Source organism: Cellulomonas wangsupingiae, assembly GCF_024508275.1.
Taxonomy (GTDB): Bacteria; Actinomycetota; Actinomycetes; order Actinomycetales; family Cellulomonadaceae; genus Cellulomonas; species Cellulomonas wangsupingiae.
On sequence record NZ_CP101989.1, the window covers coordinates 1,016,737 to 1,043,410 of the forward strand.

The window sequence follows — 26,674 nt, forward strand, 5'->3', positions numbered from 1 at the left end:
CCCCCTGATAGCCGAGCCGTCGCTCCCACCGTAGGGAACAGCGCGGGCTTCAGCGCGTCGAGGGCACGGTGCGCAGGGCGTCCCTCACCCCGAGGAGCGGGACGTGCCGCGGCAGGCCCAGCGGGACCGCGACGGCGGCCACCGTCAGGACCCACGCCCAGTAGTCCAGGCCGAGGAACACCCAGATGCTGCCGTGCATCGCCGCGACGGCCAGCGCGAACGGGATCCGGGTGACCCGCAGCGCCAGCAGCACGGGGGCGGCCAGCTCGAGGCACAGCGCGCCGCCCGCGAGCGCCTGCGTCAGCCACGGCTGGTCGGCGACCAGCAGGGTCAGACCCTCCCCGAACGGTGAGGTGCCCCGGCGCAGCACCCAGGCCATGTTGTCGCTCAGCACCCACTCCAGGCCGCTGTGGCGCACCTTCTGCACACCGGTCAGCAGGTACACCGTCGCGACGACGGCCAGGGCCGCGCGCGGCGGCCACCCCCACGCGACGCGCTCGTCGCGGCGGGGCACCGTGCGCCCCGGGACGTGGGCGAGCAGCAGGGCCGCCCCGACAGTGACGGTCAGGACGTCGTTGTGCAGCACCTTCCCCGAGCTGCCCCAGAGCCCGGCGAGCACGGTGTACGCCGCCCACGCGAGTGCGAAGCCCGCGCGCGGCCGGCGGCGGGCGACGACGAGCGTCACGCCCACGAGCCCGGCGACCTGCAGCGCGACCAGGGCCCACGACGGCACCGGGGCCGGGAACCAGCCGAGCACGGTGCCCCGGAAGGTCAGCTCCGCAGGCCGGTGCGCGATCAGGGTCCAGTCGCGGGTCGCCAGGCGCAGGCCGATGACCAGCGCGAGGAGCGTGTGCACCTCCAGCAGGCGGAAGGCTGGCCCGGGCGCGACCAGCCGGGCGTCGACCCGGGCGAGCACACCGCGCCGGCCGGCCGGCGGCGCGGTCACGGGACCACCTCGGCGAGCACCTCGCGGGGCGTCTCGCTCCGGGTCAGCGTCTGCGGGTCGGTCGTGGTCCGGGCGCGTTCCAGGCGGACCTCCGCGACGCCGGACGGGTCGATGCCTGCGACGTGCAGCCACGCCCGGACCAGGCGCCGCTGCTCGGCCGGGTCGGCGTCGGGGATGCGCCCGTACTGCCAGACCGTCGTCGCGACGACCGGGTTGCTCGAGTCCAGGCGCAGCGGGGTGCGGGTGCCGTCGGCGGACACCGCGACGAGCTCCAGGGAGGACGCGGTGCCCGTCCGGACGTTGCTGAACAGCCGGTACGCCGTCAGCGGCCAGAGCTCGTACTCGGCGGCGCCGACGGCGAGCAGGGTCCCGACCAGGGTCCAGGTGACGGCGCGGGCAAGCCGTCGCTGAGGCACCTCACCCTGCGGTGGCCGTCCGGTGGCGGCCCGCACGGGACCCGTCCGGACGTCTGCGTCCACCATCGCGCGCTCCTCGGGACTCGTCCCGGCGCGCTGTGCGCCGGCCCCCCGCGCGTCCCCAGGCTAGGGGCGGGGCGGACGCCGGGGGGAGGGAATCGACGTCCACCTGGGCCCTCGCGGCCGGCGGGTGGTTGAATCGCCCGGCCGGACGATCGGGAAGAGGTGGGGCGTGGACGTCGTCGTCGTCGGGTCCGGACCCAACGGGCTGGCTGCCGCGGTCGCGATGGCGCGGGCGGGTCTGTCGGTCACGGTGCTCGAGGCCCGGCCCACGATCGGCGGCGGTGCGCGCACCCTCGACCTGGGCCTGGCCGACGGGCTCGTGCACGACGTGTGCTCCGCGGTCCACCCGATGGCATGGGCCTCGCCGTTCTTCCGCGCGTTCGGCCTGGAGCGGCGCGTCGAGCTGCTCGTGCCCGAGGTGTCGTACGCCCAGCCGCTGCCCGACGGGCGTGCCGGCCTGGCGTGGCACGACCTCGACCGGACGGTCGACGGGCTGGGCGGGGACGGGCCCGCGTGGCGCTCGCTGGTCGGTGCGCTGTCACGGAGCACCGCCGGTGCGGTCGGTGCGGCGCTCGGGGACAAGCGGAGCATCCCGGCCGGGCTCGTGCCCGGTGGCCTCGTCGGCGCCGCGCGGTTCGGGCTGGGGGTGCTGGAGCAGGGCACGCCGGCGTGGGGCGTGCGGTTCCGTGGTGACGTGGCGCCCGCGCTGCTGACGGGTGTCGCGGCGCACGCCATCACCCCGCTGCCGAGCCCGGCCGCGGCGGGGACCGCGCTGCTGCTGGCGTCGCTCGCGCACGCCGGGCAGGGGTGGCCGATCCCGCGCGGGGGGTCCGGGGCGATCGTCGGCGCGCTGGTCGAGGACCTGCTCGCGCACGGCGGGACCGTGGTCACCGACCACCCGGTGCGCTCGCGGCGCGACCTGCCCGACGCCCGCTGCGTCCTGTTCGACACCACCCCGCGCACCCTGGTGGACGTCCTGGGCGACGAGCTGCCCGCGCGGCGGCGCGCCGCCCTCGAGCGGTACCGCCACGGTGACGCGGCGGCGAAGGTCGACTTCGTGCTGTCGGGTCCCGTGCCCTGGGCGCACCCCGACGTCGCGCGGGCGGGCACCGTGCACGTCGGGGGGATGCGCGCGGAGATGGCGCACGCGGAGGCCGAGGTGCATGCGGGCCGGCACGCCGACCTGCCCGTCTGCCTGGTCAGCGACCCGACGGTCGTCGACGCCACCCGCGCGCACGGCGGGCTGCGTCCCCTGTGGACCTACGCGCACGTGCCCGCCGGGTCGGACGTGGACGTCACCGAGGCCGTCGTCCGCCACGTCGAGCGGTACGCCCCGGGGTTCCGCGACGTGATCGTGGCGTCGCGGTGCGTGCCGGCCGCGCAGATGTCCGACCACAACGCGAACTACGTCGGCGGCGACATCTCGGCCGGAGCGGTGAACCTGCGCCAGATGTTCGCCCGCCCGACGGCGGCCCTCGACCCGTACGCGTCGGGCGCCGACGGCGTCTACCTGTGCTCGGCGGCGACCCCGCCCGGGCCCGGGGTGCACGGGCTCGGCGGCTGGTACGCCGCCACCCGCGCCCTGCGGCGCGAGTTCGGCATCCGGGTCGGGCCGTTGCCCGTGGACTGAGTTCCGGGTCCCGGGCTGTCGCGCCGCCGCTTCAGGTGCGGCGCCCAACCCGCCGGATCTGGATCTCGTCCGCCACGATCGCCACGACGAAGAAGGACACGATCGCGGCGACCTCCGGCCAGAGCCGCCCGGCGAAGACCCACCCGCTCGCCGGTACCTCGAGAACCGTCGCCACGCACGTGACGACGACGGCGGGCGCCACCGCCACGGCGACGACCACCGCGGCGCCGGTCAGCCGGGACGGGGTGCCCGAGCGTCCGGTCGCCCTGCGCCCGAGGACGGCGAGCACCACCGCAGGGAGCACCAGCAGGAACGTGACGAGGGTGAGTGCGCCGTCCGGCACGACGGCGGTGAGGAGCTCATGGTGCCGCTTGCCGATGAGGTACAGGCCCAGCTCGATGCCCTCTGGTCCGACGCGGGCGTCCGCCCACCACCCGGACGCGACGGCCACGACCGCGAGGACGGCGACGGTCGTGAGGGCCGCGGTCGCGACCGTGTCAGGGTCGCGTCGCCGGGTCAGAGCCTCTCGGCGCTGCTCCGCGTTCCGCTGCTCACGCCGTCGGCGCTTGTCACGGCTCGCTCTGCCCACGCCGACATCCTGCCGCGTCGCGATCGTCCGTGATGGTGGTTTCGTCCACGTGGTGCGGGGGTGGGTGAGGGGTCGGCGGGGCCGTCAGCCAGGTGCGGCCAGCGCCCGCACCGTGTCGATGGTGTCCGCGTCGGCGGCCGACCTGTCGTCGCGGTACCGCAGGACGCGTGCGAACCGCAGGACGAGCCCGCCCGGATAGCGGGTCGAGCGCTGCAGGCCGTCGAACGCGATCTCGACGACCTGCTCGGGGCGCAGCGTGACGGTCCAGCCGTCGTCGGCCACCTCGAGCTCGCGGAAGCGCTGCGTCTGCCACGCGAGCATCTCGTCGGTCATGCCCTTGAACGTCTTGCTGGGAACGAGTTACGAACCTATGTAGTCTGCTCACAACGGCCGATCTGTGCCTCTTCAGAGGTCCCGACCAGCTAGAAGGAGGGTGCTGCTGTGCGCTTTTCTCAGCGGATCGGCGCCACCGAAGTCCGGTCCTTGATCCAGGTTGAGACCATCGATATGCCGCTTCGCAACAAGTTGTGGAGCCTCATCTACTTGCACCTCAGTCCTGAGAGCGAGTCGGGGCTTGGGGTGCGTTCGTCGCGATATCAGAAGCTCTACCATGACGCCTGGCTCAATCTTCTTGAGCGGCCCATTGATGAGATGCCACGCTACGTAAGCAGAGTTGTAGACGTGATGCGTGAGTATTTCTACGGCGCCGACTGGTTTCGGCCGTACGACATGCTGGAGTTCTGCCTGACTCGCCAGAACGGGTTCGGGGCCGACGCCATTAAAATGGCCAACAGGACCTTGGAGGAGCACTTATCCGGATATCGTTTCGTGTCCGAGAAGCTGGTTCCCGTCACCGATGACAGTCATGTTCAGGCGATCGAGGACGCGCTGTCCGTGGCGAATGCTCCTGCGCGCATTCACCTGAGGAAGAGCCTTGCGCTTCTCGGCGAACGGCAGAGTCCTGACGTCGAAAATGCTATGAAAGAGGCGATATCCGCGGTGGAGGCCACGTGCTCGGCACTCGTGGGAAAGCCTGGATCTACCTTGGGGGAGGCGTTGAAGAAAATGGAGGAGTCGGAGGTCTTGCTCCATCCCGCACTCAAGGGTTCCTGGCTGAAAATGTACGGCTACACGAGCGGCGCCGACGGGATTCGCCATGCCCTTCAGGGCGAATCGAGCGCCACGGTCGACGACGCGCTTTACTTCCTCATAGCGTGCTCTGCTTTCGTGAGCCTGCTTACTGCCAAGGCGGCGAGTGCCGGAATCCCGCTTGCCGCGACGTGATCTCTCTACGGCTGGCCGACCCCCGTCCGGGGTGAGTCCGCACGGTTAAGCGAGGTGCGAGCGAACGGTGTCGATCGTGTCGGCGTCGGCGGCCGCCTTGTCGTCGCGGTACCGCAGGACGCGTGCGAACCGCAGGGCGAGCCCGCCCGGATAGCGGGTCGAGCGCTGCAGGCCGTCGAACGCGATCTCCACGACCTGCTCGGGGCGCAGCGTGACGGTCCAGCCGTCGTCGGCCACCTCGAGCTCGCGGAAGCGCTGGGTCTGCCACGCGAGCATCTCGTCGGTCATGCCCTTGAACGTCTTGCCCAGCATGACGAACCCGCCCGCCGGGTCCCGTGCCCCCAGGTGGATGTTCGACAGGGTCCCCGAGCGCCTCCCGGACCCCCGCTCGACCGCCAGCACGACCAGGTCGAGGGTGTGGCGCGGCTTGACCTTGACCCAGGCGGACCCGCGGCGGCCGGCCTCGTAGGGGGCGTCGGCGGCCTTGACGACGACGCCCTCCTGCCCCGCGGCGACGACGGCCCGGAAGTGCTCGGCCGCGGCGGCCGCGTCCGACGTCACGACGCGCTCGACGACGTGCGGGGCGGCCACCTGGTCGAGCACCGCGAGCCGCTCGTGCAGCGGGGCGTCGAGCAGGTCGCGGCCGTCGACGTGCAGCACGTCGAAGAAGAAAGGGGTGAGGGTCGCCGACGCGGCGAGGTCGGCGTCGCGCGTGGCGCTGCGCGACGCGGTCTCCTGGAACGGGCGCGGTCGGCCGTCGGCGTCGAGGGCGAGCGCCTCGCCGTCGAGCACGAGGGTGCGGGCGGGCAGCGCGCGGACCGCCGCGACGATCTCGGGGACCCTCGCCGTGATGTCGTCGAGGCTGCGGGTGTAGACGCGCACGTCGTCACCGTCGCGGTGGACCTGGATGCGGATGCCGTCGAGCTTGGTGTCGACGACGACCTGCGCGGCCGGCGCGTCGGTGATGCCGGCGAGCTGTGCCACGGCGGTCGCGACGTCCGGGGCCGACTGCGCGAGCATCGGCCGCACCGGGCGCCCGACGGTCAGCGTGAACGCGTCGAGCGCCGCCCGCGCGTCGTCGGGGGACGCGGCCGTGAGTGCCGCGACCGCGACGGCCTCGGTCTCGCCCGCCAGCATGGCCGCGCGCCGGACCGCGTCGGCCGGGACGCCCGCCGCCTCGGCGACCGCGTCGAGCAGCAGCGCGTCCAGCGCGCCCTGCCGCAGCTCTCCGCTCACCAGGCCCCGCAGCAGGTGCTGCTCACGTTCGGTGCCGGCGGCGAACAGCGCGCGTGCGGCGTCGGTGCGGGCGGTGGCCGAGCCGGGGCCGGACAGCCCGGCCATGTGCGCGAAGGCCGCGTCCACGTCCCGCAGGGTCAGCGTCGGGACGTCCGCCGGCCCGGGCATGGCGGCCAGGGACCGCCACCCGAGGCCCGTGCGCCGCTGCCGCAGCTCCCCGCCGAGGTAGCGCGACACGATCGCGACGTCCTGGGCCCCGTCGCCTGCGGCCCGGCGCAGGACGTCGACGAGCACCGCACGCTTGGCCAGCCGCGACCGCGTGGCCGCGACCTGCGCGGACGCACCGGCGACGTCGTCGAGGAGCATGCGCCCATCCTGGCCCCGCCCACCGACACCCGCCCCCGCTCCCGACCCGCGGAACCCCCGACCCGCCGTGAGAGAGCAATCCAGTCATCGTGGGAACACTGGATTGCACTCTCACCACCGGGGGTGGGCTGAGGTGGGTGCTGGATTGCACTGTCACCACCTGGGTGGGCGGCTCGGGTGCGCTGGATCGCTCTCTCGCGGTGAGGGGGCGGTCCAGTCGTCAGGCCGGGGGGAGGGGGCAGGCCACGCCCGTGGAGTTGACCGGGCAGTAGCCGCCGGGGTTCTTGTGCAGGTACTGCTGGTGCGGGCCCTCGGCGTAGTAGAACGTGCCGGCGTCGTCGACGGACCGGATCTCCGTCGTCACGTCGCCGTAGCCGCGCGCCTTGAGCAGCGGGGCGTACGCGTCGCGGGTCTCGCGGGCGGCCGCCTCCTGCTCGGGCGTCGTGAAGAACACCGCCGACCGGTACTGCGTCCCGACGTCGTTGCCCTGCCGGAAGCCCTGGGTCGGGTCGTGCTCCTCCCAGAAGTGCCGCATCAGGTCGACGTCCGACAGCACCGCGGGGTCGTACGCGACCATCACCGTCTCGGTGTGGCCCGTGCGCCCGGTGCACGTCTCCTCGTACGTCGGGTACGGCGTGAAGCCGCCCATGTAGCCGACGGCGGTCGTGACGACGCCCGGCAGCTGCCACGCCTCCTTCTCGGCTCCCCAGAAGCACCCGGAGGCCAGGTACAGCACGCGGGTGCCCTCGGGCCACGGGCCCTGCAGCGGCGTCCCCAGCACGGCGTGCGTCGCCGGCACCGGGTACGCGTACCCGTCCCGGCCCTTCAGCGCGTGCTCCGCGTCCACCATCGTGGTGCGCAGCGACGTGCCGAGCAGCGTCTCGAACAACGAGGCCATGATCATCGTCCCCTTCCATCGGGTGCACGACGTGCAACAGGCGCGGTGCGGGCGGTGTTCCACCGGCGCCGCGGTGCACGGCGTGCGCACCCACGTGCGCCCGCACCACCTAGCCTGGGTGCGTGACCCACGACCCGCTCGCGCAGACCCACGACTGGACCGACGCCGGCTTCTCGACCCGTGCCATCCACGCAGGCCAGGACCCCGATCCCGCGACCGGCGCCGTGGTGACGCCCATCCACCAGGTGTCGACGTACAAGCAGGACGGCGTCGGCGGGCTGCGCGGCGGCTACGAGTACTCCCGGTCGGGCAACCCGACGCGCGACGCCCTGCAGGAGGCGCTGGCCGCCGTCGAGGGCGGTGCCGCCGCGTTCGCCTTCGCGTCCGGCCTGGCGGCCGAGGACACGCTGCTGCGCGCGATCCTGCGCCCGGGCGACCACGTCGTGATCCCGGACGACGCGTACGGCGGCACGTACCGCCTGGTCGCGCGGGTCCTGGGCCCGTGGGGCGTCGAGCACACGCCGGTCGACCTGTCCGACCCCGACGCGGTGCTCGCCGCGATCCAGCCGGGACGCACCAAGGCCATCTGGGTCGAGACGCCGACGAACCCGCTGCTCGGCATCGCGGACATCGCGGCGATCACGACGCACGCCCGCTCGGCGGGCGCGGTGCTCGTCGTCGACAACACGTTCGCCACGCCGTACCTGCAGCAGCCGCTCGCGCTCGGCGCCGACGCCGTCGTCCACTCGACGACCAAGTACGTGGGCGGGCACTCCGACGTCGTGGGTGGCGCGGTCGTCGTCGCCGACGGGGCCCAGCTGCCCGCGGGCATGCAGGGGCCGACGGGCACCACCGAGCTGCGCGACGCGGTCGGCTTCCTGCAGAACGCGTCCGGCGCGGTCGCGGGGCCGTTCGACGCGTGGCTGACGCTGCGCGGCCTGAAGACCCTCGCGGTCCGCATGGACCGTCACGTCGCCAACGCGCAGGCCGTGGCCCGGTTCCTCGTCGAGCACCCGGGGGTCCGCGAGGTCCTGTGGCCCGGGCTGCCCGAGCACCCGGGTCACCAGGTCGCGGCCCGGCAGATGCGCGGGTTCGGCGGCATGGTCGCCTTCCGCACCGGCTCCGTCGACTCGGCGGTCGCCGTCTGCGGCGCGACGCAGGTCTTCACGCTGGCCGAGTCGCTCGGCGGCGTCGAGTCGCTCATCGAGCACCCGGGCCGCATGACGCACGGGTCCGTCGTGGGCACGGCGCTCGAGGTCCCCGACGACCTGGTGCGCCTCTCGGTCGGCATCGAGGACGTCGCGGACCTGCTCGCCGACCTGGAGCAGGCGCTCGCGGCCGCCGGGATCGGCCGGTGAGCACGCCCGACGACGGCGCGACGAGCGCGGCGGTCCCCGACAGTGGCGCCGCGGCGCCGGCCCACGTCGGCGCCGGGCTCGGTGCGGTGGCCGGCGCCCCGGGCCTCACGCCGCGGCCCGACCCGGTCCCGGCGGCGGTGCGGGCCTGGGCCGGCTGGTCGTGGCGCGCGCTGGTCATCCTCGCGGCGCTCGCCGTGGGGCTGTGGCTGCTGTCGGTGCTCAAGGTCATCGTCGTGCCCGTCGCGGTCGCGGTGCTGCTGACCGTGCTGCTCTCCCCGCTGGTGGCGGCGCTGCGCAAGCACGTCCGCCTGCCGCGGGCCGCCGCCGCGGGCACGGCGCTGGTGCTGATGCTCGCGCTCGTCGGTGGGCTGCTCACGCTCGCGGGGCGCTCCGTCGTCAACGGCATCGCCGAGCTGGGGGAGCAGGCCCGCGCGGGCGTCGAGCAGCTGATGGACTGGCTCGCCGCGGGGCCCCTGCAGCTGGACACCGCCGACCTCGACGGGTACCTCGAGCAGCTGCAGGACGCGGCGGCGTCCAGCGGTCAGCAGATCGCGTCGGGCGCGCTGTCCGTGGGCGTGACCGTCGGGCACGTCGTCGCCGGCGCGCTGATCGCGGTGTTCTGCACGCTCTTCTTCCTCATCGACGGCCGTGGCATCTGGGCGTGGGTCGTCGGGCTGCTCCCGCGCGGCTCGCGGGAGCGGGTGCACCAGGCGGGACGGCGCGGGTGGGTGACGCTCGGGGCGTACACCCGCACGCAGATCCTCGTGGCGGCCGTCGACGCCGCCGGCATCGGCATCGGAGCGGCGTTCCTGCAGCTCCCCCTGGTGATGCCGCTCGCGGTCCTCGTCTTCTTCGGCTCGTTCATCCCGTTCGTCGGGGCCATCGTCACCGGGTCCATCGCGGTCCTGGTCGCGCTCGTCACGCAGGGCTGGGGCTCCGCGCTGATCATGCTGGCGATCGTGCTGGTCGTGCAGCAGCTCGAGGGGCACGTGCTGCAGCCGTTCCTCATGGGGCACGCGGTCTCGCTGCACCCGGTGGCCGTCCTGCTGGCGGTGGCCACGGGGTCGCTGGTCGCGGGCATCGTCGGCGCCCTGTTCGCGGTCCCGATCGCCGCGGTGCTCAACACTGTCGTGCTGTACCTGCACGGGCACGACAAGTTCCCCCAGCTCGGGACGGACGACCACGTGCCCATCCGGGCGAAGGGGCACCCCGTCCTCGACCGGGCGGTCGCTGCCGCCGCCGAGGCCGAGTCCGAGGCCCGCGCCGTGCGCGGCGGGTCCGGCGGGGTCACGCTGCCCGCGGCGGGTGACCCGCCGGTGACGTCGTGATCGGTCCCGCCGACGTCCGCGCCGCGGCCGAGCTCCTGCAGGGCGTCGCCGAGCGCACCCCGGTGCAGCGCAGCCGCGCGCTGTCGGAGCTGGTCGGTGCCGACGTGTGGCTCAAGTGCGAGAACCTGCAGCGCGCGGGGTCGTTCAAGATCCGCGGCGCCTACACCCGCATGGCGCGGCTGACCGACGAGGAGAAGGCCCGCGGCGTCGTGGCCGCCAGCGCCGGCAACCACGCGCAGGGCGTCGCGCTCGCGGCGCGGCTCCTCGGCCTTGACGCGGCGATCTTCATGCCGGTCGACGCGGCCCTGCCCAAGCTCGCGGCCACGCGCGGCTACGGCGCGCACGTCGAGCAGGTGGGCACCTCGGTCGACGAGGCGCTCGTGGCGGCACACGCGCATGCGGACCTGACCGGCGCCGTGCTCATCCACCCGTTCGACCATCCCGACGTCGACGCGGGGCAGGGGACGGTCGCGCTCGAGGTGCTCGAGCAGGTGCCGGACGTGGGGACGATCGTCGTGCCCGTCGGCGGCGGCGGGCTCGCGGCGGGCATCGCCGCGGCCCTCGACGAGCGTCCCGACGTGCGCGTCGTCGGCGTGCAGGCCGCGCGCGCCGCGGCGTACCCCGCCTCGCTCGCGGCGGGCCGCCCCACGGCCGCGCCCGAGCTGCGGACGATGGCCGACGGCATCGCGGTCGGCACGCCGGGCGCCGTGCCCTTCGAGGTCCTGGCGAGCCACCACGTGCCCGTGCGGACCGTCTCGGAGGAGGACCTGTCACGCGCGCTGCTGCTCGTCGCCGAGCGCGCGAAGCTCGTCGTCGAGCCGTCCGGCGCCGCGGCGGTCGCCGCGCTCATGGCGGACCCGCGCGGCGTCGTGGGCGACGACGGGCGGCCGGTCGTCTGCGTGCTGTCCGGCGGCAACATCGACCCGCTGGTGCTGCTGCGCGTCGTACGCCACGGGCTGGCCTCCGCCGGCCGGTACCTGCAGCTGCACGTCGTCGTGGAGGACACGCCGGGCGCGCTCGCCGAGCTGCTGCAGGAGGTGGCGGCGATGGGCGGCAACGTCATGCACGTCAGCCACCTGCGCACGGGCGGGGACCTGGGGTTCAGCGACGTCGCGATCGACCTGCAGATCGAGACCAAGGGGCCGGACCACTGCGCGACGGTGCTGGCGGGTCTGCGCGCCGCGGGCTACCGGCTCGCCGACGGCTGAGCGTGCCCGCAGACGCCGAGTGCGGGGGACCCGGGGCGAGCGGGCTGTCGCCCTGCTCTCGCACCGGTTCCCCCGCACTCGGCGGGACGGGTCAGCCCTGGAAGGGGCTCGCGGCCGTGATCTCGACGGGGATCTCGCGACCGTTCGGCGCCTCGTAGGACGTCGCGTCACCGACCTTGCGGCCGTGGATGGCGGCGCCCAGCGGCGACGTGGGGGAGAAGACGTCGATGTCCGCCGTGCCCGCGATCTCGCGCGAACCCAGCAGGAACGTCATCTCGTCACCCGCGACCAGCGCGGTCACGACCATGCCGGGCTCGACGACGCCGTCGTCGGGCGGCGAGCCGATCTGCACGTTGCGCAGCTTGGCCTGCAGCTCGCGGATGCGCGCCTCCTGCTTGGCCTGCTCCTCGCGCGCCGCGTGGTAGCCGCCGTTCTCCTTGAGGTCGCCCTCGTCACGGGCCGCCGCGATGCGGTCCGCGATCTCCTTGCGCCCGACCGTCTCGAGGCGCTCGAGCTCCTCCTTGAGGCGGTCGTAGGCCTCCTGCGTCAGCCATGTGGCCGCAGTCGTCTCGGTCACGATCGCTCCTTCCTTGCCTGGGGGTCCGCCGGTGCCCGGCGGTGCGTCCACCCCGCGTCCCGGCACGTCCGCAGGTGCGGCGCGGGGAGGGGTGCTGCCTGACAGCCTGCTGCCGGCTGCCTACCACCGCGGTCGCGTCGACCTGTCGTACGACGCCGGACCGGGGGCGGCGTAAACGCACATCGTACCAAGCATGGGCCGGACCGCGGGGCCGGACGGGTGACGGGCCGGTGGCGGGCGCGCTCACTCCGCCAGGCGGCAGCCCTCGACGACACCGGTGACCGCGAGCCCCACCGTCGGCACCGTCACGGTGACGCGGCGCGTGCGCGTGTCGGCCGGCGGCACGGGGACGTCCATGACGCCCACCTCGCCGTACGACGCCGACAGGGCCTGCACGCGGCAGGTCACCGCCGTGCCGACGGCGCTGGTCACGTCGAACGTCACCTCCGTCGACCCCGGGCCGTCCACGCGGTACCCCACGTCCTGCCACTGCACGGGGTCGCGCAGGACGCCGCTGCCGATCCAGCCGATCACCAGCATCGCGACGGCGACGAGCGCCGCCAGCGCCGCGCGCTGCAGGCGTCGCCTGCCGGCGGTGGGTTCCGGTCCGTAGCGCCCGACGGGCGGGCGGGGGGCCGGTGCGACCACGATGAGGCCTCCTGGTGTCGGGTGCTGCGGGCGGTCGGGCCGCCCGCCGGGCGCGGGTGTCCGTGCGGGGTGTCGCCCCGGTGGGGGATCATTGTCTCTCGTCCTACGACCCGCACGGGAGGATCCACGTGAGCTCGGACCGGCTACGGCTGATGGCGGTGCACGCGCACCCGGACGACGAGTCCAGCAAGGGCGCCGCGACCACCGCCCGGTATGCGGCCGAAGGGGTCGACGTCCTCGTCGTCACGTGCACCGGCGGCGAGCGTGGCGACGTGCTGAACCCGCACTACGGGCCGGCCCCCGAAGGGCTGGAGGCGATGCGCGCGGTGCGGCGCGAGGAGATGGCCGCCGCCGCGGCGGCCCTCGGCGTCCGGCAGCAATGGCTCGGGTTCGTCGACTCGGGCCTGCCCGAGGGCGACCCGCTGCCGCCCCTGCCCGAGGGGTCGTTCGCCACCGTGCCGCTCGAGGAGGCCGCCGCGCCGCTCGTCGAGGTGGTGCGGGAGTTCCGCCCCCACGTCATCACGACGTACGACCCGACCGGGGGCTACCCGCACCCCGACCACATCATGTGCCACCGCGTCGGCGTGGAGGCGTTCGCCGCCGCGGGCGACCCCGAGCGCTACCGCGGGCACGGCGAGCCGTGGACGCCGCTCAAGCTCTACTACAACCACGGCTTCTCCCTGGCGCGGATGCGGGCGGTGCACGACGCGATCGTCGCCGCCGGCGGCGAGTCGCCGTTCAGCGACTGGATCGACTCGCGCCAGGCCCGCGAGGTGCCGGAGCGCGAGGTGACCACGCGCATCGAGTGCGCCGACCACTTCGCGCAGCGGGACGCGGCGCTGCGCGCGCACGCGACGCAGATCGACCCCGAGGGCTGGTTCTTCGCCGTCCCGCGCGAGGTCGAGACCGCGACGTGGCGCGACGAGGAGTACGAGCTCGCGCAGTCCCGCGTGGAGACGACCCTGCCCGAGACCGACCTCTTCGCGGGCATCCGCGGGACGGAGCACGCACGATGAACGCGCTGGTGGCGACGGTCCTGATCGCCGGGGCTCGCTGGTCCGAGCGGCTGCCCGGCCCGACGATCGAGAGCCCGGAGGAGGGCTCGCCGGGGTTCGAGGGGTTCGTCGCGACGTTCCTGCTCGCGGCCGCGGTCATCGCGCTCGCGGTGTCGTTCACGCGACGGATGCGCCGCGCGGACCACCGGGACCGGCTGCGTGACGACGCGGACGTCGCGGGCGCCGGGGCGTCGGACGGCGTCCCGGACGCCGCCCCGGGCACGCGGCCCGCGGTGACGGGCGGCGAGCCGGCGTCCGGCGGCGCGTCGACGGACGACGCGGGAGGGCCGCCGCGGTGAGCCTGCGGCCCGGGCCGCCGCAGCGGCCGGCGGTGCGCGTGACGGTCGGGCAGCTCGAGGTGGGGACCGACCGCGAGGCCAACCGCCTCGCGGCGCGGGACGCCCTGCGCACGGCGGGCCGGGCACGGGCCGACCTGGTGGTGCTGCCGGAGTACGCGTCGGCGTACGACCGGCGCGGCGTGGGCCTCGACCTGGCCGAGCCGCTGGACGGGCCGTTCGTCACGACGCTGCGTGAGGACGCCGCCCGGCACGGCGTGGCGGTCGTCGCGGGCACGACCCTGCCGGGTGGCGAGCCCGACGCGGACGGCCGTGCGCGTGCCGTCAACGCCGTCGTGGCCGTCGACGCGTCCGGCGGGCTGGTGGGCGTCTACCGCAAGGTCCACCTCTACGACGCGTTCGGGCACCGCGAGTCGCAGCACCTGGCGCCCGGCCCGGTCGACGCGCCGCCGCTCGTCCTGGACGTCGCCGGCCTGCGGTTCGGCGTGCTGACGTGCTACGACCTGCGGTTCCCCGAGTCCGCGCGCCGGCTGGTGGACGCCGGGGCCGACGTGCTCGTCGTGCCCGCGGCGTGGGCCGCGGGCGAGCTCAAGGCGATGCACTGGCGTGCCCTGGCGGTCGCCCGGGCGATCGAGAACACCGCGGCCGTCGTCGCCGTCGGTCAGGCCGGCGCGGGGGTGGTCGGGCGCTCGCTGGTGGTCGGCCCCGACGGCGTCGTGGGCCTCGAGGCGGACGACGCGCCGCAGGTGCGCACGGTCGACCTCGACGCCGACGAGCTGCGGTCCGTGCGCGAGCAGAACCCGTCGCTGCGCAACCGCCGGTACGCGGTGGTCGCGCGCGACTGAGACGTCGTCGTGCCGGGCGGTCAGCCCGCCCGGGACGTCGCGATGGCCACAGCCACGAAGTGGCTCCCGTAGCCCACCACGGTCAGCACGTGGAAGATCTCGTGGAACCCGAACCAGCGCGGGCTGGGGTTGGGCCGCTTGAGGGCGTACACGATCGCGCCGACGGTGTACGCGAGGCCGCCGACGGCGATGAGCCAGACGATCACCGGGCCGCCCGTGCGCCAGAACAGCGGGAAGTACCCCACGGCGACCCAGCCGAGCGCGAGGTAGATCGGCACGTAGACCCAGCGCGGCGCGTCGAGCCAGAAGTTGCGCGCCAGGAGGCCGAGCAGGGCGCCGGACCACACGATGAGCAGCAGCGTGCGCGCGGTGCCCGGTGCGAGCAGGAGTGCGGCCAGCGGGGTGTAGGTGCCCGCGATGATGAGGAAGATGTTCGTGTGGTCCAGCCGCCGCAGCACGGCGGCGGTACGCGGGGACCAGGTCCCGCGGTGGTAGACGGCGCTCGTGCCGAACAGCAGCACGGCGGAGACCCCGAACACGGTGTTCGCCCAGCGGGCCGCCGCCGTGGGTGACGCGGCGACGAGGGCGATCGACGCGACCAGGACGATCGGGGAGGCACCGGCGTGCACCCAGCCGCGCAGCCGCGGCTTGATGGCGTCGACCGCGGCCTCGACCGCGTCGCCGACCGCGTCGCCGACCGCGTCGACGGCGCGCTCGACGGGTCCCGCGTCGTCGGGTGCCGGGGGTGCCACGTGGGGCCGCGCGGGGTGCTGACCGTGCGCCGGGGAAGTGCTCATCGGGAGGTGTGACCGCCTTCGTCGTCCGTGACCTACGACAGCGTAGGTTAAGCGGCCGCAGGGGTGGTGTCGACGTCGAGCAGGCCACACCAGGCCGTCGCGGCGAGTACCGTGGACGCGTCCGACGCCCCGTCCCTGGGAGGCTACGCGTGCGCCTGCCGCACCCGCTGTACGGCCTGTACGAGCGTCGGCTCGCGGCCTCGCTGCAGCCGGACCAGGTCCCGCGTCACGTGGGCGTCATCCTCGACGGCAACCGCCGCTGGGCGCGCGGCAGCGGCCTCCCGTCGGCGACGGGACACCGCAGGGGCGCCGACAAGATCAGCGACCTGCTGCAGTGGAGCGAGGACATCGGCGTCGAGGTGGTCACCCTGTGGCTGCTGTCGACCGACAACCTCGCGCGCGACCCCGCCGAGCTCGGCGACCTGCTGCAGGTGATCGAGGACGTCGTCGGCGAGCTCGCGGCCGAGCGGCGCTGGCGCGTGCAGGCCGTCGGCGCGCTCGACATGCTGCCCGACCGGACCGCGGCCGCCCTCAAGGCCGCGCAGGACGCGACGTCGGACGTCGAAGGGCTGCACGTCAACGCGGCCGTCGGGTACGGCGGGCGGCGCGAGATCGCCGACGCGGTCCGCGCGTTCCTGCGCATGCATGCCGACGCGGGCTCGAGCCTCGACGAGCTCGCCGAGGCGTTCGACGTCGAGCACATCGCCGAGCACCTGTACACCAAGGGTCAGCCCGACCCCGACCTGGTCATCCGCACGTCGGGGGAGCAGCGGCTCGGCGGCTTCCTGCTGTGGCAGAGCGCACACTCGGAGTTCTACTTCTGCGAGGCGTACTGGCCGGACTTCCGGCGCGTGGACTTCCTGCGTGCCGTGCGCGCGTACAGCCAGCGGGAGCGGCGGCTCGGGCGCTGAGACGTCCGCCGCGCAGGTGAACGGCATGTGACGATTCGCGTGTCGTGACCCGTTTCGCGCCGTCGCGGATGTGATGCGGGTTACCGTCGGGCTCACGGACGACGCCCGTCGTCCCGGGAGGCCAGCCCATGGAGCATGCGCTCCGGGAGGAGGGCCGGATCCGGCCCTCGGCCGGCCGGTCCCGTCCCGCCGCCGAACGCCGATCCGCGTGCGCCGCCGTGCACAGGACCGTCGGGACGCACCCGGACCGGCGCTGACGCGCCGAGGGGAGCCTGCCGTGGAGACCACCTCGCAGCACGACCCGTACCCCGCACCTGCGACGGACGGCACCGCCTCCGGCAGCCCCGCACCCGAACCGCGCCTCACCTACGTGATCGACACGTCCGTGCTGCTGTCCGACCCTCGCGCGATCCTGCGGTTCGCCGAGCACGACGTGGTCCTGCCGGTCGTGGTGGTCACCGAGCTGGAGGCCAAGCGGCACCACCCCGAGCTGGGGTACTTCGCCCGCAGCGCGCTGCGGATGCTCGACGACCTGCGCATCAAGCACGGGCGCCTCGACGCGGCGGTGCCGGTGACCGAGCAGGGCGGCACGCTGCGGGTGGAGCTCAACCACATCGACCCGCAGGTCCTGCCCACGGGCTTCCGGCTCGGCGACAACGACACCCGCATCCTGGCGGTCGCCGCCAACCTCGCCGCCGAGGGCGGCCACGTCGTCGTGGTCTCCAAGGACCTGCCGATGCGGGTCAAGGCCTCCGCCGTCGGCCTGCCGGCCGAGGAGTACCGCGCGGAGCTCGCGGTGGACTCGGGCTGGACCGGCATGGACACCCTCGACCTGTCCGAGCAGCAGATGGCCGACCTGTGGGAGCACGAGTCGGTCCCGCTCGCCGACGTCGCGACCGACGCGTCCGCGCTCACCGGTGCGGCGGGCGACCTGCTGTGCCACACGGGTCTGGTGCTCCACAGCCCGCGGGGCTCGGCCCTGGGGCGGGTGACGGCGGACAAGCACGTGCGCCTCGTGCGCGGGGACCAGGACGTGTTCGGCGTCCACGGGCGCTCGGCCGAGCAGCGTGTCGCGATCGACCTGCTGCTCGACGACGAGATCGGGATCGTGTCGCTCGGCGGCCGCGCGGGGACGGGCAAGTCGGCGCTGGCGCTGTGCGCGGGTCTGGAGGCCGTGCTCGAGCGCCGGCGGCACCGCAAGGTCATGGTGTTCCGGCCGCTGTACGCGGTCGGCGGCCAGGACCTCGGCTACCTGCCGGGCAGCGAGGCCGAGAAGATGAACCCGTGGGCGCAGGCGGTGTTCGACACCCTCGGCGCGCTGGTCAGCAAGGAGGTCGTCGAGGAGGTGCTCGACCGCGACCTGCTGGAGGTGCTGCCGCTCACGCACATCCGCGGCCGGTCGTTGCACGACGCGTTCGTCATCGTCGACGAGGCCCAGTCGCTCGAGCGCAACGTCCTGCTGACGGTGCTGTCCCGCATCGGGCAGTCGTCGCGGGTCGTCCTCACGCACGACGTCGCGCAGCGCGACAACCTGCGGGTCGGGCGGCACGACGGCGTGGCTGCGGTCATCGAGGCGCTCAAGGGCCACCCGCTGTTCGCGCACGTGACCCTGACGCGCTCGGAGCGCTCGCCCGTGGCGGCGCTGGTCACCGAGCTGTTCGAGGGGATCGAGGCCTGACGCGACGCACCGCCGGCGGGTCGCCCGCCGGCGGTGCGGTGGCGACGTGGGACCTCCGGGCGTAATGTTCCGCGCGGAGTAGGACGATGGTCCCCGGGGCTCGCGGGAGGGGGTGGCGCCGTGGTGCGCACGCTGACGCCCGTCGCCGTCGTGGTCCTCGGCCTGCTCGACGAGCGCGACCGCCACCCCTACGACGTCTTCCAGACGCTGGTGGAGCGCGGCGACGCCCGCCTCGTGCGCGTGAACCCCGGCGCCGTCTACCACGCCGTCGAGCGCCTCGAGCGCGACGGCCTCGTCGAGGCGGTCGGCACCGAGCGCTGCGGCAACCGCCCTGAGCGCACGACGTACCGCGCCACCGCGGCCGGTCACGCGGCCATCGGGCCGGCCGTGACGGCGTACCTCGCGGACGAGCGCCCCGCCTACGCGGACTTCCCGGTCGGGCTCGCGCACGCGCCCCGGCTGCCCGCCACGGACGTGGCAGACGCGCTGGCCCGTCGCCGCGACCGGGAGGCGGCCCGGCTCGACGGCCTGCGCGCGCGCATCGACGAGGTGCTCGCGCTCGGTCTGCCCCGCCGCTTCGTGCTGGACGCGGAGCGCGAGCTCGTGCTGCTCGAGCGCGAGGTGCAGTGGCTGGACGACGTCCTGCGGGACCTCGCGGACGGGACGCTCGCCTGGGGCGGACCGCCGCCCGCAGCCTTCTTCGCGGCCCGGACCACGGCACCCGACCGGGTCGGCGCCCGGCCGGGCTGACCGGCGCTCGCCCCGACGTCGCAGCCCCGCGACCGCCGCCCCCACCGCCCCGCGCCCACCGGCGCCCCGCCAGACCGGAGCACGTCATGACCGCACCCGCCGCCGACCTCCAGGGCCGCAGCCCGTGGAGCATCCTGCCCCCGCTGTGCCTCGGCTTCTTCATGATCATGGTCGACACGACGATCGTGAACATCGCCGTCCCCACGCTGCAGGACGTCTTCGACGCGAGCCTCGTCACGGTCGGCTGGGTCAACAGCGCGTACCTGCTGACCTTCGCCGTCCTGCTGCTCGTGACCGGCCGGCTCGGTGACCGCTTCGGCCCGCGGCCGGTGTTCGTCGCCGGGCTCGTCGTGTTCACGCTCGCGTCGCTCGCGTGCGGCCTGGCCGGCTCGGTGGGCCTGCTCATCGCCGCCCGCGCCGTGCAGGGGATCGGCGGGGCGCTGATGACGCCCCAGACGATGGCGATGATCACGCGGGTCTTCCCCGCGCAGAAGCGCGGTGCGGCGCTGGGCATCTGGGGCTCCGTCGCGGGCGTCGCGACCATCACGGGGCCCGTGCTCGGCGGCGTGCTCGTCGAGACCGTCGGCTGGGAGTGGATCTTCTACGTCAACATCCCCGTGGGCGTCGTCGCCCTGTGGCTCTCGCTCACCCGCCTCCCGGCGCTCGAGACGCACTCGCGCACGTTCGACGTGCCGGGCGTCGTCCTGTCGGTCGTGGGTCTCGGCCTGCTGGTCTTCGGCCTCCAGGAGGGGCCGACCTACGACTGGGGCACCATCGTGGGCCCGGTCACCGTCCCCGTGGTCGTGGGGGCGGGCGTGCTGGTCTCCGGTGCCTTCCTGCTGTGGCAGCGGCACCTGGGGGACGACGCCCTGCTCCCGCTGCGGCTCTTCGTGCACCGCAACTTCGCGCTGGCCAACGTGGCCGGGGCGGCCGTGTCCTTCTCGATGACCGGCATCTTCTTCCCCTTCACGCTGTACCTGCAGCAGGTGCTCGGGCTCTCCCCGCTGCACGCCGCGCTCGTAGGGCTGCCGGGGTCGCTGATCTCGGGCGTCGTCGCGCCCTTCGCCGGCCGGCTGTCCGACCGGGTGGCGGGCAAGTGGGTCGTCGCCACCGGGTTCTGCGTGCTGGCCGTGGCGATCGGGGTCCTCGCGACGCAGGTCCAGCCGGGCGTCGAGGTGTGGCGCCTCGTCGTCCCCATGCTCGGGTTCGGCATCGGGACCGGTCTGGTGTTCTCGCCCCTGGGCAACCTGGCCACCACGGGCCTCGACCAGCGCACGGCGGGCGCCGGAGCCGGCGCCTTCAACACGAACCGGCAGGTCGGCGGGGTCATCGGCTCCGCGGTCGTGGTCGCCGCGCTCACGTCGCGCCTCGCCGTCACGATGCCCGCGGCCGCCCAGGACGCCGCGGCGGCGCTGCCGGCCGGGCTGCGCGAGCAGTTCGTCGACGGGTTCCGCCAGGCCGCCTCGCAAGGGCTGGGTGCGGCCGGCGGCGGGTTCGACGCACCGGCCGACGTGCCCGCGGACGTGGCCGAGCAGCTGGGCGCGGCCGCGCGGGCGGCCGCCGAGGCGGGGTTCGCGGCGGCTGCCGCGCAGACGCTCGGGCTGACGGTGCTGGTGCTGGTCCTCGGTGCGGTGTGCGCGTTCGCGATGCGCGGCGGGCGTCCGGGCAACGCCGTGCAGGAGCCGGTGCGCGCCGCTTCCGCCGCGGGCTGAGCGGCCCCTCAGCGGGCGCCGACGCGCAGCACGTCGCCGAGCCGCTCGCGACGGCGCACGGCCTGCTCGACGAGCACCGCCACGAGCAGCGCCACGGCCACGGCCGCGGCCGCCAGGAGCACCGGCCACCCGACGAGGACCACCGGTACGTGCCCCGGGGCGGCGGTGACCCACGCCAGGCCGAGCGCGTCACCGACGAGCACGGGCAGCGCGAGGCCGACCGCCGTCCCGCCCAGCAGCCCGCCGAGGGCGAGCGGCGCCAGCTCGCCCAGCGTGGCCCACCGCGCGGTGCGGCCGTCGAGCCCGAGCGTGCGCAGCGTCGACAGCGTGCGCCCGCGCTCGCCCGACGTCGCGACGACGACGAGCACGAGGCCGACCACCGCGAGGAGCGCGAGCGCGCCCACCGCGGCGAGCAGCAGGACGGTGAGCGCCGCGGGCAGCGGGGCCCGCGACCACGCGTCGTGCCAGCCGTCGCGCGTCGTCACGGTCACCTCCGGCAGGTCCGCGATCCCGGAGTCGGCGACGGCCTGCGCGGCACCCGGCCCCGCCACCCAGGCGCGCGTCGTCGCCGGAGGGCTCTCGGCCGCTGCAGCCAGGGCCGTGGCGTCCACGACGACCACGCCGTCGTCCGCCGTGCGGGTCAGGTCCGCCGCGCGCGCGTCGACCGGCGGCGCGCCGCCGTCCGGTGAGAGCGACGTCGTGCCCCGCACGTCGAGCTCCACGCTGCCCTTCGTCACCCGCAGGGGGACGCCGTTCGCGACCTGGAGGCGCGCGAGGAGGGGCTCCGCCACGAGCGCGCGGACCCGGTCACCCGCGGGCTCGCCCAGCTCGGCGAGGCCCGGGTCCACCGGCAGCCCGGTCGCCGCACGCACGCGCGCGAGATCCGCCGCGTCGACGACGAGCACGGTCGCGGCCAGGGCCCCGCCCCGCCCGATCGTCCGGTCCGTCGACTGTGCCCCCGTCGCCAGGGCGGTCACGCCGTCCGCGGACGCGATCGAGTCCAGCGCGGCCGTCGCCGACGGTGTGCCGAGCTCGCCGTCGATGCGGACGTCGGCGCCGACGAGCCGGTCCGCGGCGACCAGCTGCCCCTCGCGCACGTTCTGCGCCAGGACCCCGCAGAGCACCATGAGCGCGACGGCGACGGTGACGGTGACCAGGGGGGCCAGGGCCGTCGCGGCACGCCCCGCACGGGCCAGCGCCAGCGGTGCGGCCAGGCCCCGCGACCGCAGCGCCCGTCCCGACGCCGCGCGCACCACGGCCGGTGCGACGTGGACCACGGCGAGGGACGCCGCGACGGCCAGGAGGAACGGCGTGGACACCAGCAGCGGGTCGGCGTCCGACCCGCCGTCGGCCACCAGGCCCCGGCCCCGCAGCGACACCAGCGCCAGCACCGCGACGACGGCGGTGACGAGCTCCGCGACGACGCGGCGTCCACGGCGCAGCCCGGCCAGGCGGGCACGCTCGCGCCGGTCGGCGGGGAGGCGTCGCCCGGTCCACGCCGTCCGGGCCGTGTGCGCGGCGAGGACCGCGGGCGCGGCCGCGGCGACCGTCGTCAGGACCGTCGCCGCCGGCGTGGGTCCCGCAGCGCCGGGCAGCCACAGCGCGACCGCCACGCCCGCGGCGGACGCCGCGACGCACGCGAGAGGGAGCGCCTCGAGCGCCCCGCGCAGCGCGACGGAGCCCAGGGACGCGCCGCGCGCGCGCTCGCCCGCGAGGTGGCCGCCCCGACGCTGCGCCAGCAGCCCGGCCGCGAGCACAAGGCAGCAGGCGGCGGTGGCACCGACCCCCGCGAGGACGAGCGACGCCTGCGCGCGGGTCGCACCCGCGTGCGCCTCGAAGGCGTCGAGCACGTCGGGCAGGCCGCTGGAGGCGCCCGCGTGCTGCGTCAGGTACGTCACGACGCCGCGGCGGAGCCCGGGCACGTCGGCCGGCGCGAGCCGATCGGTGTCGACGAACGCCACGGCGCTGCCGGGGAGCCGAGGGATGCTCATGACGCGTGCCATGTCCCCGGCCGCCACGGGTGGCACGTGCAGCGCGACGGCGGCGACGACGTCGGCGCCGGGGTCCACCGGTGCGGGCTCCAGCAGGTCCGTCGCGATCGCCCAGCGCGGGTCGTCGGGGTCGACCGGCTCGAAGGTGCCGGTCACCCACGCCTCGTGGACGCCCTCCGGGTCCGCGAGCCGCACGCTGACCGGGCCGCCGGCCGGGTCGATGCCCAGCAGCTGCGCGCCGGTGCTGCTCAGCCCGACCTCGACGTCGGGGACCGGCGCCGGCTCGGGGTCGCCGGGGTCCGGGAGCACGACGGCCTGCGGGGCCCGGCCGGCCGTCCAGCGGACCGGGTCGCCCGCGCCGGCGACCGTGTCCATCACGACGAGCCGCGTCGTGAACGCCGTGTCGTCGACGGTCGCCCGGTACGGCAGCGAGGTGGCCACGGCGATCGCGGGGCGCATCCCCGGGACCTGGGTGTCGAGCGATGCCGCGCCGGCCAGCGGTCCGGTGAAGGAGAGGACGGCACCGGGCTGGGCCGGCACCTTCGCCACGACGGCGGCGTCGAGGCCGGTGCTCGTCACGGTCGTCCGCAGGGCGTCCACGGCCGTGCGCTCCAGCAGGCGCGGGACCGCCAGCAGCGCCAGCAGGGTCACGGCCAGCAGCAGCGCGGTGCCCAGCAGGAGCCCGGCGTCCTGCCGGGTGCGGCGCCGCGTGACGAGCAGTGCGTCGCCCGTCGTCGCGCGCGCACGGGTCCGCAGCGCCGTCATCGGTCGTCCCCCATCCGCAGCGCCGCGCCCGAGGTGCGACGCACGCCGAGGACCGCGACGGCCGCGACGACGGCGCACGCCCCGACGGCGACGGTGGCGGTCCACAGCGACTGCCCGGGCCATCCCCACACGAGCCACGGCACGGGGGCCGGGGTCCGGCCGTCGGGCGACATGGTGAGCAGGGGCGCGACGACGGCGGACAGGCCGTAGCCCGTGAGCAGCCCGATCAGGGCACCGACCGCGACGAGCAGCGTGGTCTCGGCGAGCAGCCCGCCCACGAGCCCGGGGCGCGATGCACCGAGGGCCTGCAGCCGCGCGAGCTCGAGCCGGCGGGCGCGCAGCGAGCCCGCGGCCACGGCGCCCGTGCCGACCAGCACGAGGAGCGCGGCCGAGACGCCGACGACCGACAGGGCGGCGGGCAGCGCGACGCTGATCGGCCCGGTGAGCGCGTCGCGCTGCTGCCCGGCACGCGTCGTCACGACGGCGTCGAGCCCGCCCAGCCCGTCGGCGACGGCGGCGACGGTCGCGGCGGGGGCGGCGACCCACCACGAGTCCGTCAGGTCGGGCGGCCCGCCGGCCTCGAGGACGGCACGTGCGAGCGTCGTGCCGTCCGCGACGAGCCCGATGCCGCGGGGCACGCCCGGGACGGTGTCGACGTAGCGGGTGACCTTGGCGGGCACGGCGACGCCGTCGACGGTGAGGGTGAGGTTCCCGCTGCCCGCGTGGATGCGCTCGAGCAGCGAGCTGTCGGCCGCTACGGGCACCGGCCCGGGCGCCGGCCAGGCGCGGGCCACCAGCCGCGCCGACGCCAGCTGCGACCCGCCGAGGCCCATCGTCGAGGTCACGTCCAGCAGCGCGGGGGTCGGCGAGGTCGTGCCGCCGACCTCCGCATCCTTGCGGTCCTCGTCCTGCCGCAGGGAGGCGGACCATCCGTCGTCGTCCAGCGGGACCGGCGAGCTCGCAGCGGTCATCGCCGCCGCCGCGGTCCGGGCCTGTTCCGACCGCGCCACGGCCCGCACGGCGGTCAGCGACACGCGGACCGGGAGTCTCGCCTGCGTGCCCGCGCCCGTCGGGCCGGCGTGCGCGGGCGTGTCGAGGGCCACGAGCGTGTCCACGGCGACGATGCGCACGGGCCCGGCCGGAGGGATCTCGTACGCGGCGCGGAGCTCGTCGCCGAGGAGGGCCGAGGAGGGTGTGAGCTGCGTCAGCAGACCGCGCTCGTCCTCCACCGTCACCCCGACCAGCGCCGTGCCCTCGGCCGCCGGGTCGGTGCCGACCACGCCGTCGACGAGGAGCCACTGCGTACCGGCGGGCACGGCCGTGCCCAGTGGCGCCGCCGTGCCGGACGCCGTGGCGGGCCGGCCCTCGGCGAGCCCGTCGAGGACCGCGCTCCACGGGACGTCGGTGTGCCCGCGCAGGTCCTGCGGCCGGGTGGCGTCGAGCGCCACGAGCCGGGCCGAGACCCCCGCCGTGTTGTCGGCGGCGCCGACGCTGACGGCGCGGTCGGTCACCGGCTGGCCGTGCGCGTCCGGGTGCCCCACGGTGGCCCGGGCGAGCGCGTCGGACACGGTCAGCGAGGGCGCGGAGACGTCGTCCAGCCGCAGGTCGGTGCCGACCGCGAGGTCCACCTGCTCGCGCTGGGAGGTGCGCCACGTCGCCGAGAACGCGGTGGCGAACGTCCCGGCCGCCACCGCGACCACGACGACGAGCACCGTGCCGGTGGAGACGGACGGCCGCCGCGCGACCTGCCACGCGGCCAGCGGGAGGACGAGGGACCGGGCGCGGCCCGCCAGTCCCTCGGCGCCGCGCGCGACCGGCGCGACGGCCCGCAGGGCGACGGTCGCTGCCGCGAGCGTCACCAGGGCAGGGCCGGCGACCAGGACGGGGTCGAGCCGCGGCCCGCCCGTGCCGCCGGCGAGGGGCGAGCCGTACACGACCAGCTGCCACATCGCGAGCAGCCCGAGCACCAGCAGCCCGATGTCGGCGCCGACGCGCAGCAGCCCGCCGTGCGCCGTCCCGGCCGACGACCCGGCCGTGTGCCACGCCGGGGCGCACAGCGTCGCCGCGAGCACCGCGGCCATGACCCCGCACGCGAGCGGCGCCCCGCCGGGCACGACGGAGCCCACGTCGTAGCCGGCGTCGGCAAGCGCGCCCGACCGGCTGGCGACGCCGAGCGCGAGGCCCGCCGCCGGCAGCGCGACCACCCACGTGAGCGCTGCCAGCCCGAGCGCCTCGAGCACCACGAGCGACCGCAGCTGGCCCGCCGACGCACCGCGTGCGGCGAGCAGCTCGTCCTCGACGGCGCGGCGCTCGGCGAGCAGGCGTGCCGTCAGCAGCATGACCGTCGTCGTGAGCGTCGCCAGCAGCAGCCCGACCGTGACGACCCCCGTCCGCGTGACGACGAGCTCGCGCCACGTCGCGTCGATCGTCGCGCCGACGTCCGTCATGAGCCGCCCGCGGACCTGCCCCAGGGCGGCGGCCAGCGTCTCGTCACCGTCGCGCACCGCGGCACGCATCTGCGTGGCCGCAGCACGCGAGGCGTCGGCGAGGCGCGGCTGGGTGATCAGGTACGCCGTGTCGACCTGGTCGGGCGCGTGGAGCGCGGCGGCGTCGGCGACGAGCGGGCCCCACGCCGTCGTCGTGAGCATGCCGACGCCACCCGGGACGTTGTAGGTGCTCGTCATCCCGGCCTCTCGCAGCCTGTCGCGCGACCAGGCGCCCGACGGCCCCTCGGGCTCGTACGTCCCGACGACCACCCACGTGCGGTGGTCCTGCGCCTGCCAGGGGCGTACGTCGATCGTCGTGCCGACCACCCAGCCCTTCAGCTCCGCGGCGACGGCCGGCACGCTGACCTCGACGCGCCCGTCGGCGTCGGCCGCGCCGTGCGGCCACCGCCCCGTCAGCAGGCGGGCGGGCGGCCGGGACATCGCCGTGAGGTACGTCAGCTCGGGCTGCCGGCCCGGGACCGAGGGCAGGGCGTGCACCGTGCCGACCAGCCACGTGTCGTCGGTCGTCGGGACGTCCCCCGTGATCTGCGCGATCCCCTCGCGCGCGTCCTCGAGCACCGGGGCGACGTCGTCACCCCGCACCCAGAGGACCGACTCCAGGCGCACCTGCTCGGGGGCCAGCCGGCTGAGCGTCTGCCCCACCGCGTGGTGCTCGGTCACGTGCAGGAGGCCGGCGAGCACCCCCACGAGCGTCGTCGCGGTGACGGCCACGAGTGCGACGACGAGCACCACCGGCGCATGGTGCCGCACGCGGTCGAGGAGCAGGCGACGACGCCACCTCGTGCCGCCGCCTCCGGCCCCCGTGCGCGTCGTGCCGGTG

22 protein-coding genes and 1 pseudogene are annotated in these 26,674 nt (G+C 75.5%); 12 read left to right on the forward strand and 11 right to left on the reverse strand.

Going from position 1 to position 26,674, the window contains the following annotated elements; translation table 11 throughout:
- Positions 1-49: 49 nt before the first annotated feature.
- Positions 50-946, reverse strand: a complete 897-nt coding sequence (locus NP075_RS04810; RefSeq protein ID WP_227564171.1) for a hypothetical protein — start codon at positions 944-946, stop codon at positions 50-52.
- Positions 943-1,428, reverse strand: a complete 486-nt coding sequence (locus NP075_RS04815) for a hypothetical protein (RefSeq protein WP_227564172.1) — start codon at positions 1,426-1,428, stop codon at positions 943-945. Before NP075_RS04815 ends, NP075_RS04810 begins: the two co-directional genes overlap by 4 nt.
- A 166-nt stretch (positions 1,429-1,594) precedes the next feature.
- Between NP075_RS04815 and NP075_RS04820 the strand changes: the two genes are divergently transcribed.
- Positions 1,595-3,055 (forward strand): phytoene desaturase family protein, encoded by a 1,461-nt coding sequence (locus tag NP075_RS04820; protein ID WP_227564173.1) that lies wholly within the window; start codon positions 1,595-1,597, stop codon positions 3,053-3,055.
- Positions 3,056-3,086: 31 nt separating this feature from the next.
- Here NP075_RS04820 and NP075_RS04825 read toward each other — a convergent pair whose 3' ends face one another.
- Together NP075_RS04825 and NP075_RS04830 are read right to left on the reverse strand one after the other, a co-directional pair.
- Positions 3,087-3,644 carry a hypothetical protein gene (locus tag NP075_RS04825; RefSeq protein ID WP_227564174.1) on the reverse strand — a complete coding sequence of 186 codons (558 nt, stop codon included), beginning with the start codon at positions 3,642-3,644 and terminating at the stop codon, positions 3,087-3,089.
- Positions 3,645-3,728: 84 nt separating this feature from the next.
- Positions 3,729-3,992: pseudogene (locus NP075_RS04830) on the reverse strand (ATP dependent DNA ligase); the annotation flags it as partial.
- Positions 3,993-4,085: 93 nt separating this feature from the next.
- On the opposite strand from NP075_RS04830, the gene NP075_RS04835 reads away from it, so the two are divergent.
- On the forward strand, positions 4,086-4,928 hold the full coding sequence (locus NP075_RS04835) for an AbiJ-NTD4 domain-containing protein (protein WP_227564175.1): 843 nt from the start codon (positions 4,086-4,088) through the stop codon (positions 4,926-4,928).
- Positions 4,929-4,973: 45 nt separating this feature from the next.
- On the opposite strand, the gene NP075_RS04840 is transcribed toward NP075_RS04835, so the two are convergent.
- Both NP075_RS04840 and msrA read right to left on the reverse strand, forming a co-directional pair.
- Complete coding sequence (locus tag NP075_RS04840) at positions 4,974-6,530, reverse strand: ATP-dependent DNA ligase (protein WP_227564176.1); 1,557 nt, start codon at positions 6,528-6,530, stop codon at positions 4,974-4,976.
- Between the two features lie 220 nt (positions 6,531-6,750).
- Positions 6,751-7,428 carry a peptide-methionine (S)-S-oxide reductase MsrA gene (msrA, locus tag NP075_RS04845; protein ID WP_227564177.1) on the reverse strand — a complete coding sequence of 226 codons (678 nt, stop codon included), beginning with the start codon at positions 7,426-7,428 and terminating at the stop codon, positions 6,751-6,753.
- A 122-nt stretch (positions 7,429-7,550) separates the two neighbouring features.
- Between msrA and NP075_RS04850 the strand changes: the two genes are divergently transcribed.
- From NP075_RS04850 to ilvA, 3 genes are all read left to right on the forward strand, one after another.
- Positions 7,551-8,786, forward strand: coding sequence for a cystathionine gamma-synthase (locus tag NP075_RS04850; RefSeq protein ID WP_227564178.1), 1,236 nt, complete (start codon positions 7,551-7,553; stop codon positions 8,784-8,786).
- Positions 8,787-8,872: 86 nt separating this feature from the next.
- Complete coding sequence (locus NP075_RS04855) at positions 8,873-10,114, forward strand: AI-2E family transporter (protein ID WP_227564312.1); 1,242 nt, start codon at positions 8,873-8,875, stop codon at positions 10,112-10,114.
- Entirely contained in the window at positions 10,111-11,322 is a 1,212-nt protein-coding gene (gene ilvA, locus NP075_RS04860; protein WP_227564179.1) for a threonine ammonia-lyase, read from the forward strand. The genes NP075_RS04855 and ilvA overlap by 4 nt, the downstream gene beginning before the upstream one ends.
- A 91-nt stretch (positions 11,323-11,413) precedes the next feature.
- On the opposite strand, the gene greA is transcribed toward ilvA, so the two are convergent.
- Both greA and NP075_RS04870 read right to left on the reverse strand, forming a co-directional pair.
- Positions 11,414-11,899 carry a transcription elongation factor GreA gene (gene greA, locus NP075_RS04865; RefSeq protein ID WP_227564180.1) on the reverse strand — a complete coding sequence of 162 codons (486 nt, stop codon included), beginning with the start codon at positions 11,897-11,899 and terminating at the stop codon, positions 11,414-11,416.
- Between the two features lie 243 nt (positions 11,900-12,142).
- A complete protein-coding gene (locus NP075_RS04870; protein ID WP_227564181.1) occupies positions 12,143-12,547 on the reverse strand; it encodes a DUF4307 domain-containing protein in 405 nt (134 codons plus the stop codon).
- Between the two features lie 152 nt (positions 12,548-12,699).
- Between NP075_RS04870 and mca the strand changes: the two genes are divergently transcribed.
- From mca to NP075_RS04885, 3 genes are read left to right on the forward strand one after another with little or no spacing between them, the layout of a single operon-like run.
- Positions 12,700-13,563, forward strand: coding sequence for a mycothiol conjugate amidase Mca (gene mca, locus NP075_RS04875; protein WP_255629425.1), 864 nt, complete (start codon positions 12,700-12,702; stop codon positions 13,561-13,563).
- Complete coding sequence (locus NP075_RS04880; protein WP_227564183.1) at positions 13,560-13,901, forward strand: hypothetical protein; 342 nt, start codon at positions 13,560-13,562, stop codon at positions 13,899-13,901. Before mca ends, NP075_RS04880 begins: the two co-directional genes overlap by 4 nt.
- Entirely contained in the window at positions 13,898-14,743 is an 846-nt protein-coding gene (locus NP075_RS04885) for a carbon-nitrogen hydrolase family protein (RefSeq protein ID WP_227564184.1), read from the forward strand. Before NP075_RS04880 ends, NP075_RS04885 begins: the two co-directional genes overlap by 4 nt.
- Positions 14,744-14,763: 20 nt before the next feature.
- Here the strand turns inward: NP075_RS04885 and trhA are convergent, their stop codons facing one another.
- On the reverse strand, positions 14,764-15,540 hold the full coding sequence (trhA, locus tag NP075_RS04890; protein ID WP_227564185.1) for a PAQR family membrane homeostasis protein TrhA: 777 nt from the start codon (positions 15,538-15,540) through the stop codon (positions 14,764-14,766).
- Between the two features lie 149 nt (positions 15,541-15,689).
- Between trhA and NP075_RS04895 the strand changes: the two genes are divergently transcribed.
- The 4 genes from NP075_RS04895 (at position 15,690) to NP075_RS04910 (ending at position 20,591) form a co-directional block, all read left to right on the forward strand.
- Positions 15,690-16,451, forward strand: coding sequence for an isoprenyl transferase (locus NP075_RS04895; protein ID WP_227564186.1), 762 nt, complete (start codon positions 15,690-15,692; stop codon positions 16,449-16,451).
- Between the two features lie 277 nt (positions 16,452-16,728).
- Positions 16,729-18,129, forward strand: coding sequence for an RNA 5'-3' helicase PhoH2 (gene phoH2 / locus NP075_RS04900; RefSeq protein ID WP_372456699.1), 1,401 nt, complete (start codon positions 16,729-16,731; stop codon positions 18,127-18,129).
- A gap of 120 nt (positions 18,130-18,249) precedes the next feature.
- Positions 18,250-18,879 carry a PadR family transcriptional regulator gene (locus NP075_RS04905; protein ID WP_227564187.1) on the forward strand — a complete coding sequence of 210 codons (630 nt, stop codon included), beginning with the start codon at positions 18,250-18,252 and terminating at the stop codon, positions 18,877-18,879.
- Between the two features lie 86 nt (positions 18,880-18,965).
- Positions 18,966-20,591 (forward strand): DHA2 family efflux MFS transporter permease subunit, encoded by a 1,626-nt coding sequence (locus tag NP075_RS04910; protein WP_227564188.1) that lies wholly within the window; start codon positions 18,966-18,968, stop codon positions 20,589-20,591.
- Between the two features lie 8 nt (positions 20,592-20,599).
- On the opposite strand, the gene NP075_RS04915 is transcribed toward NP075_RS04910, so the two are convergent.
- Entirely contained in the window at positions 20,600-23,347 is a 2,748-nt protein-coding gene (locus NP075_RS04915; RefSeq protein ID WP_227564189.1) for an FtsX-like permease family protein, read from the reverse strand.
- The gene (locus NP075_RS04920) at positions 23,344-26,586 is read right to left on the reverse strand and encodes an FtsX-like permease family protein (protein WP_227564190.1); all 3,243 of its coding nucleotides are present in this window, start codon (positions 26,584-26,586) and stop codon (positions 23,344-23,346) included. Before NP075_RS04920 ends, NP075_RS04915 begins: the two co-directional genes overlap by 4 nt.
- Positions 26,587-26,674 lie beyond the last annotated feature (88 nt).

Excerpts from the sequence above, each read along its gene's own strand:
- mca (WP_255629425.1), top strand. The coding sequence starts at position 12,700 with ATGGCGGTGCACGCGCACCCGGACGACGAGTCCAGCAAGGGCGCCGCG.
- msrA (WP_227564177.1), bottom strand. The coding sequence starts at position 7,428 with ATGGCCTCGTTGTTCGAGACGCTGCTCGGCACGTCGCTGCGCACCACG.
- NP075_RS04880 (WP_227564183.1), top strand. The coding sequence starts at position 13,560 with ATGAACGCGCTGGTGGCGACGGTCCTGATCGCCGGGGCTCGCTGGTCC.
- trhA (WP_227564185.1), bottom strand. The coding sequence starts at position 15,540 with ATGAGCACTTCCCCGGCGCACGGTCAGCACCCCGCGCGGCCCCACGTG.
- NP075_RS04910 (WP_227564188.1), top strand. The coding sequence starts at position 18,966 with ATGACCGCACCCGCCGCCGACCTCCAGGGCCGCAGCCCGTGGAGCATC.
- NP075_RS04815 (WP_227564172.1), bottom strand. The coding sequence starts at position 1,428 with ATGGTGGACGCAGACGTCCGGACGGGTCCCGTGCGGGCCGCCACCGGA.
- NP075_RS04840 (WP_227564176.1), bottom strand. The coding sequence starts at position 6,530 with ATGCTCCTCGACGACGTCGCCGGTGCGTCCGCGCAGGTCGCGGCCACG.
- NP075_RS04915 (WP_227564189.1), bottom strand. The coding sequence starts at position 23,347 with ATGACGGCGCTGCGGACCCGTGCGCGCGCGACGACGGGCGACGCACTG.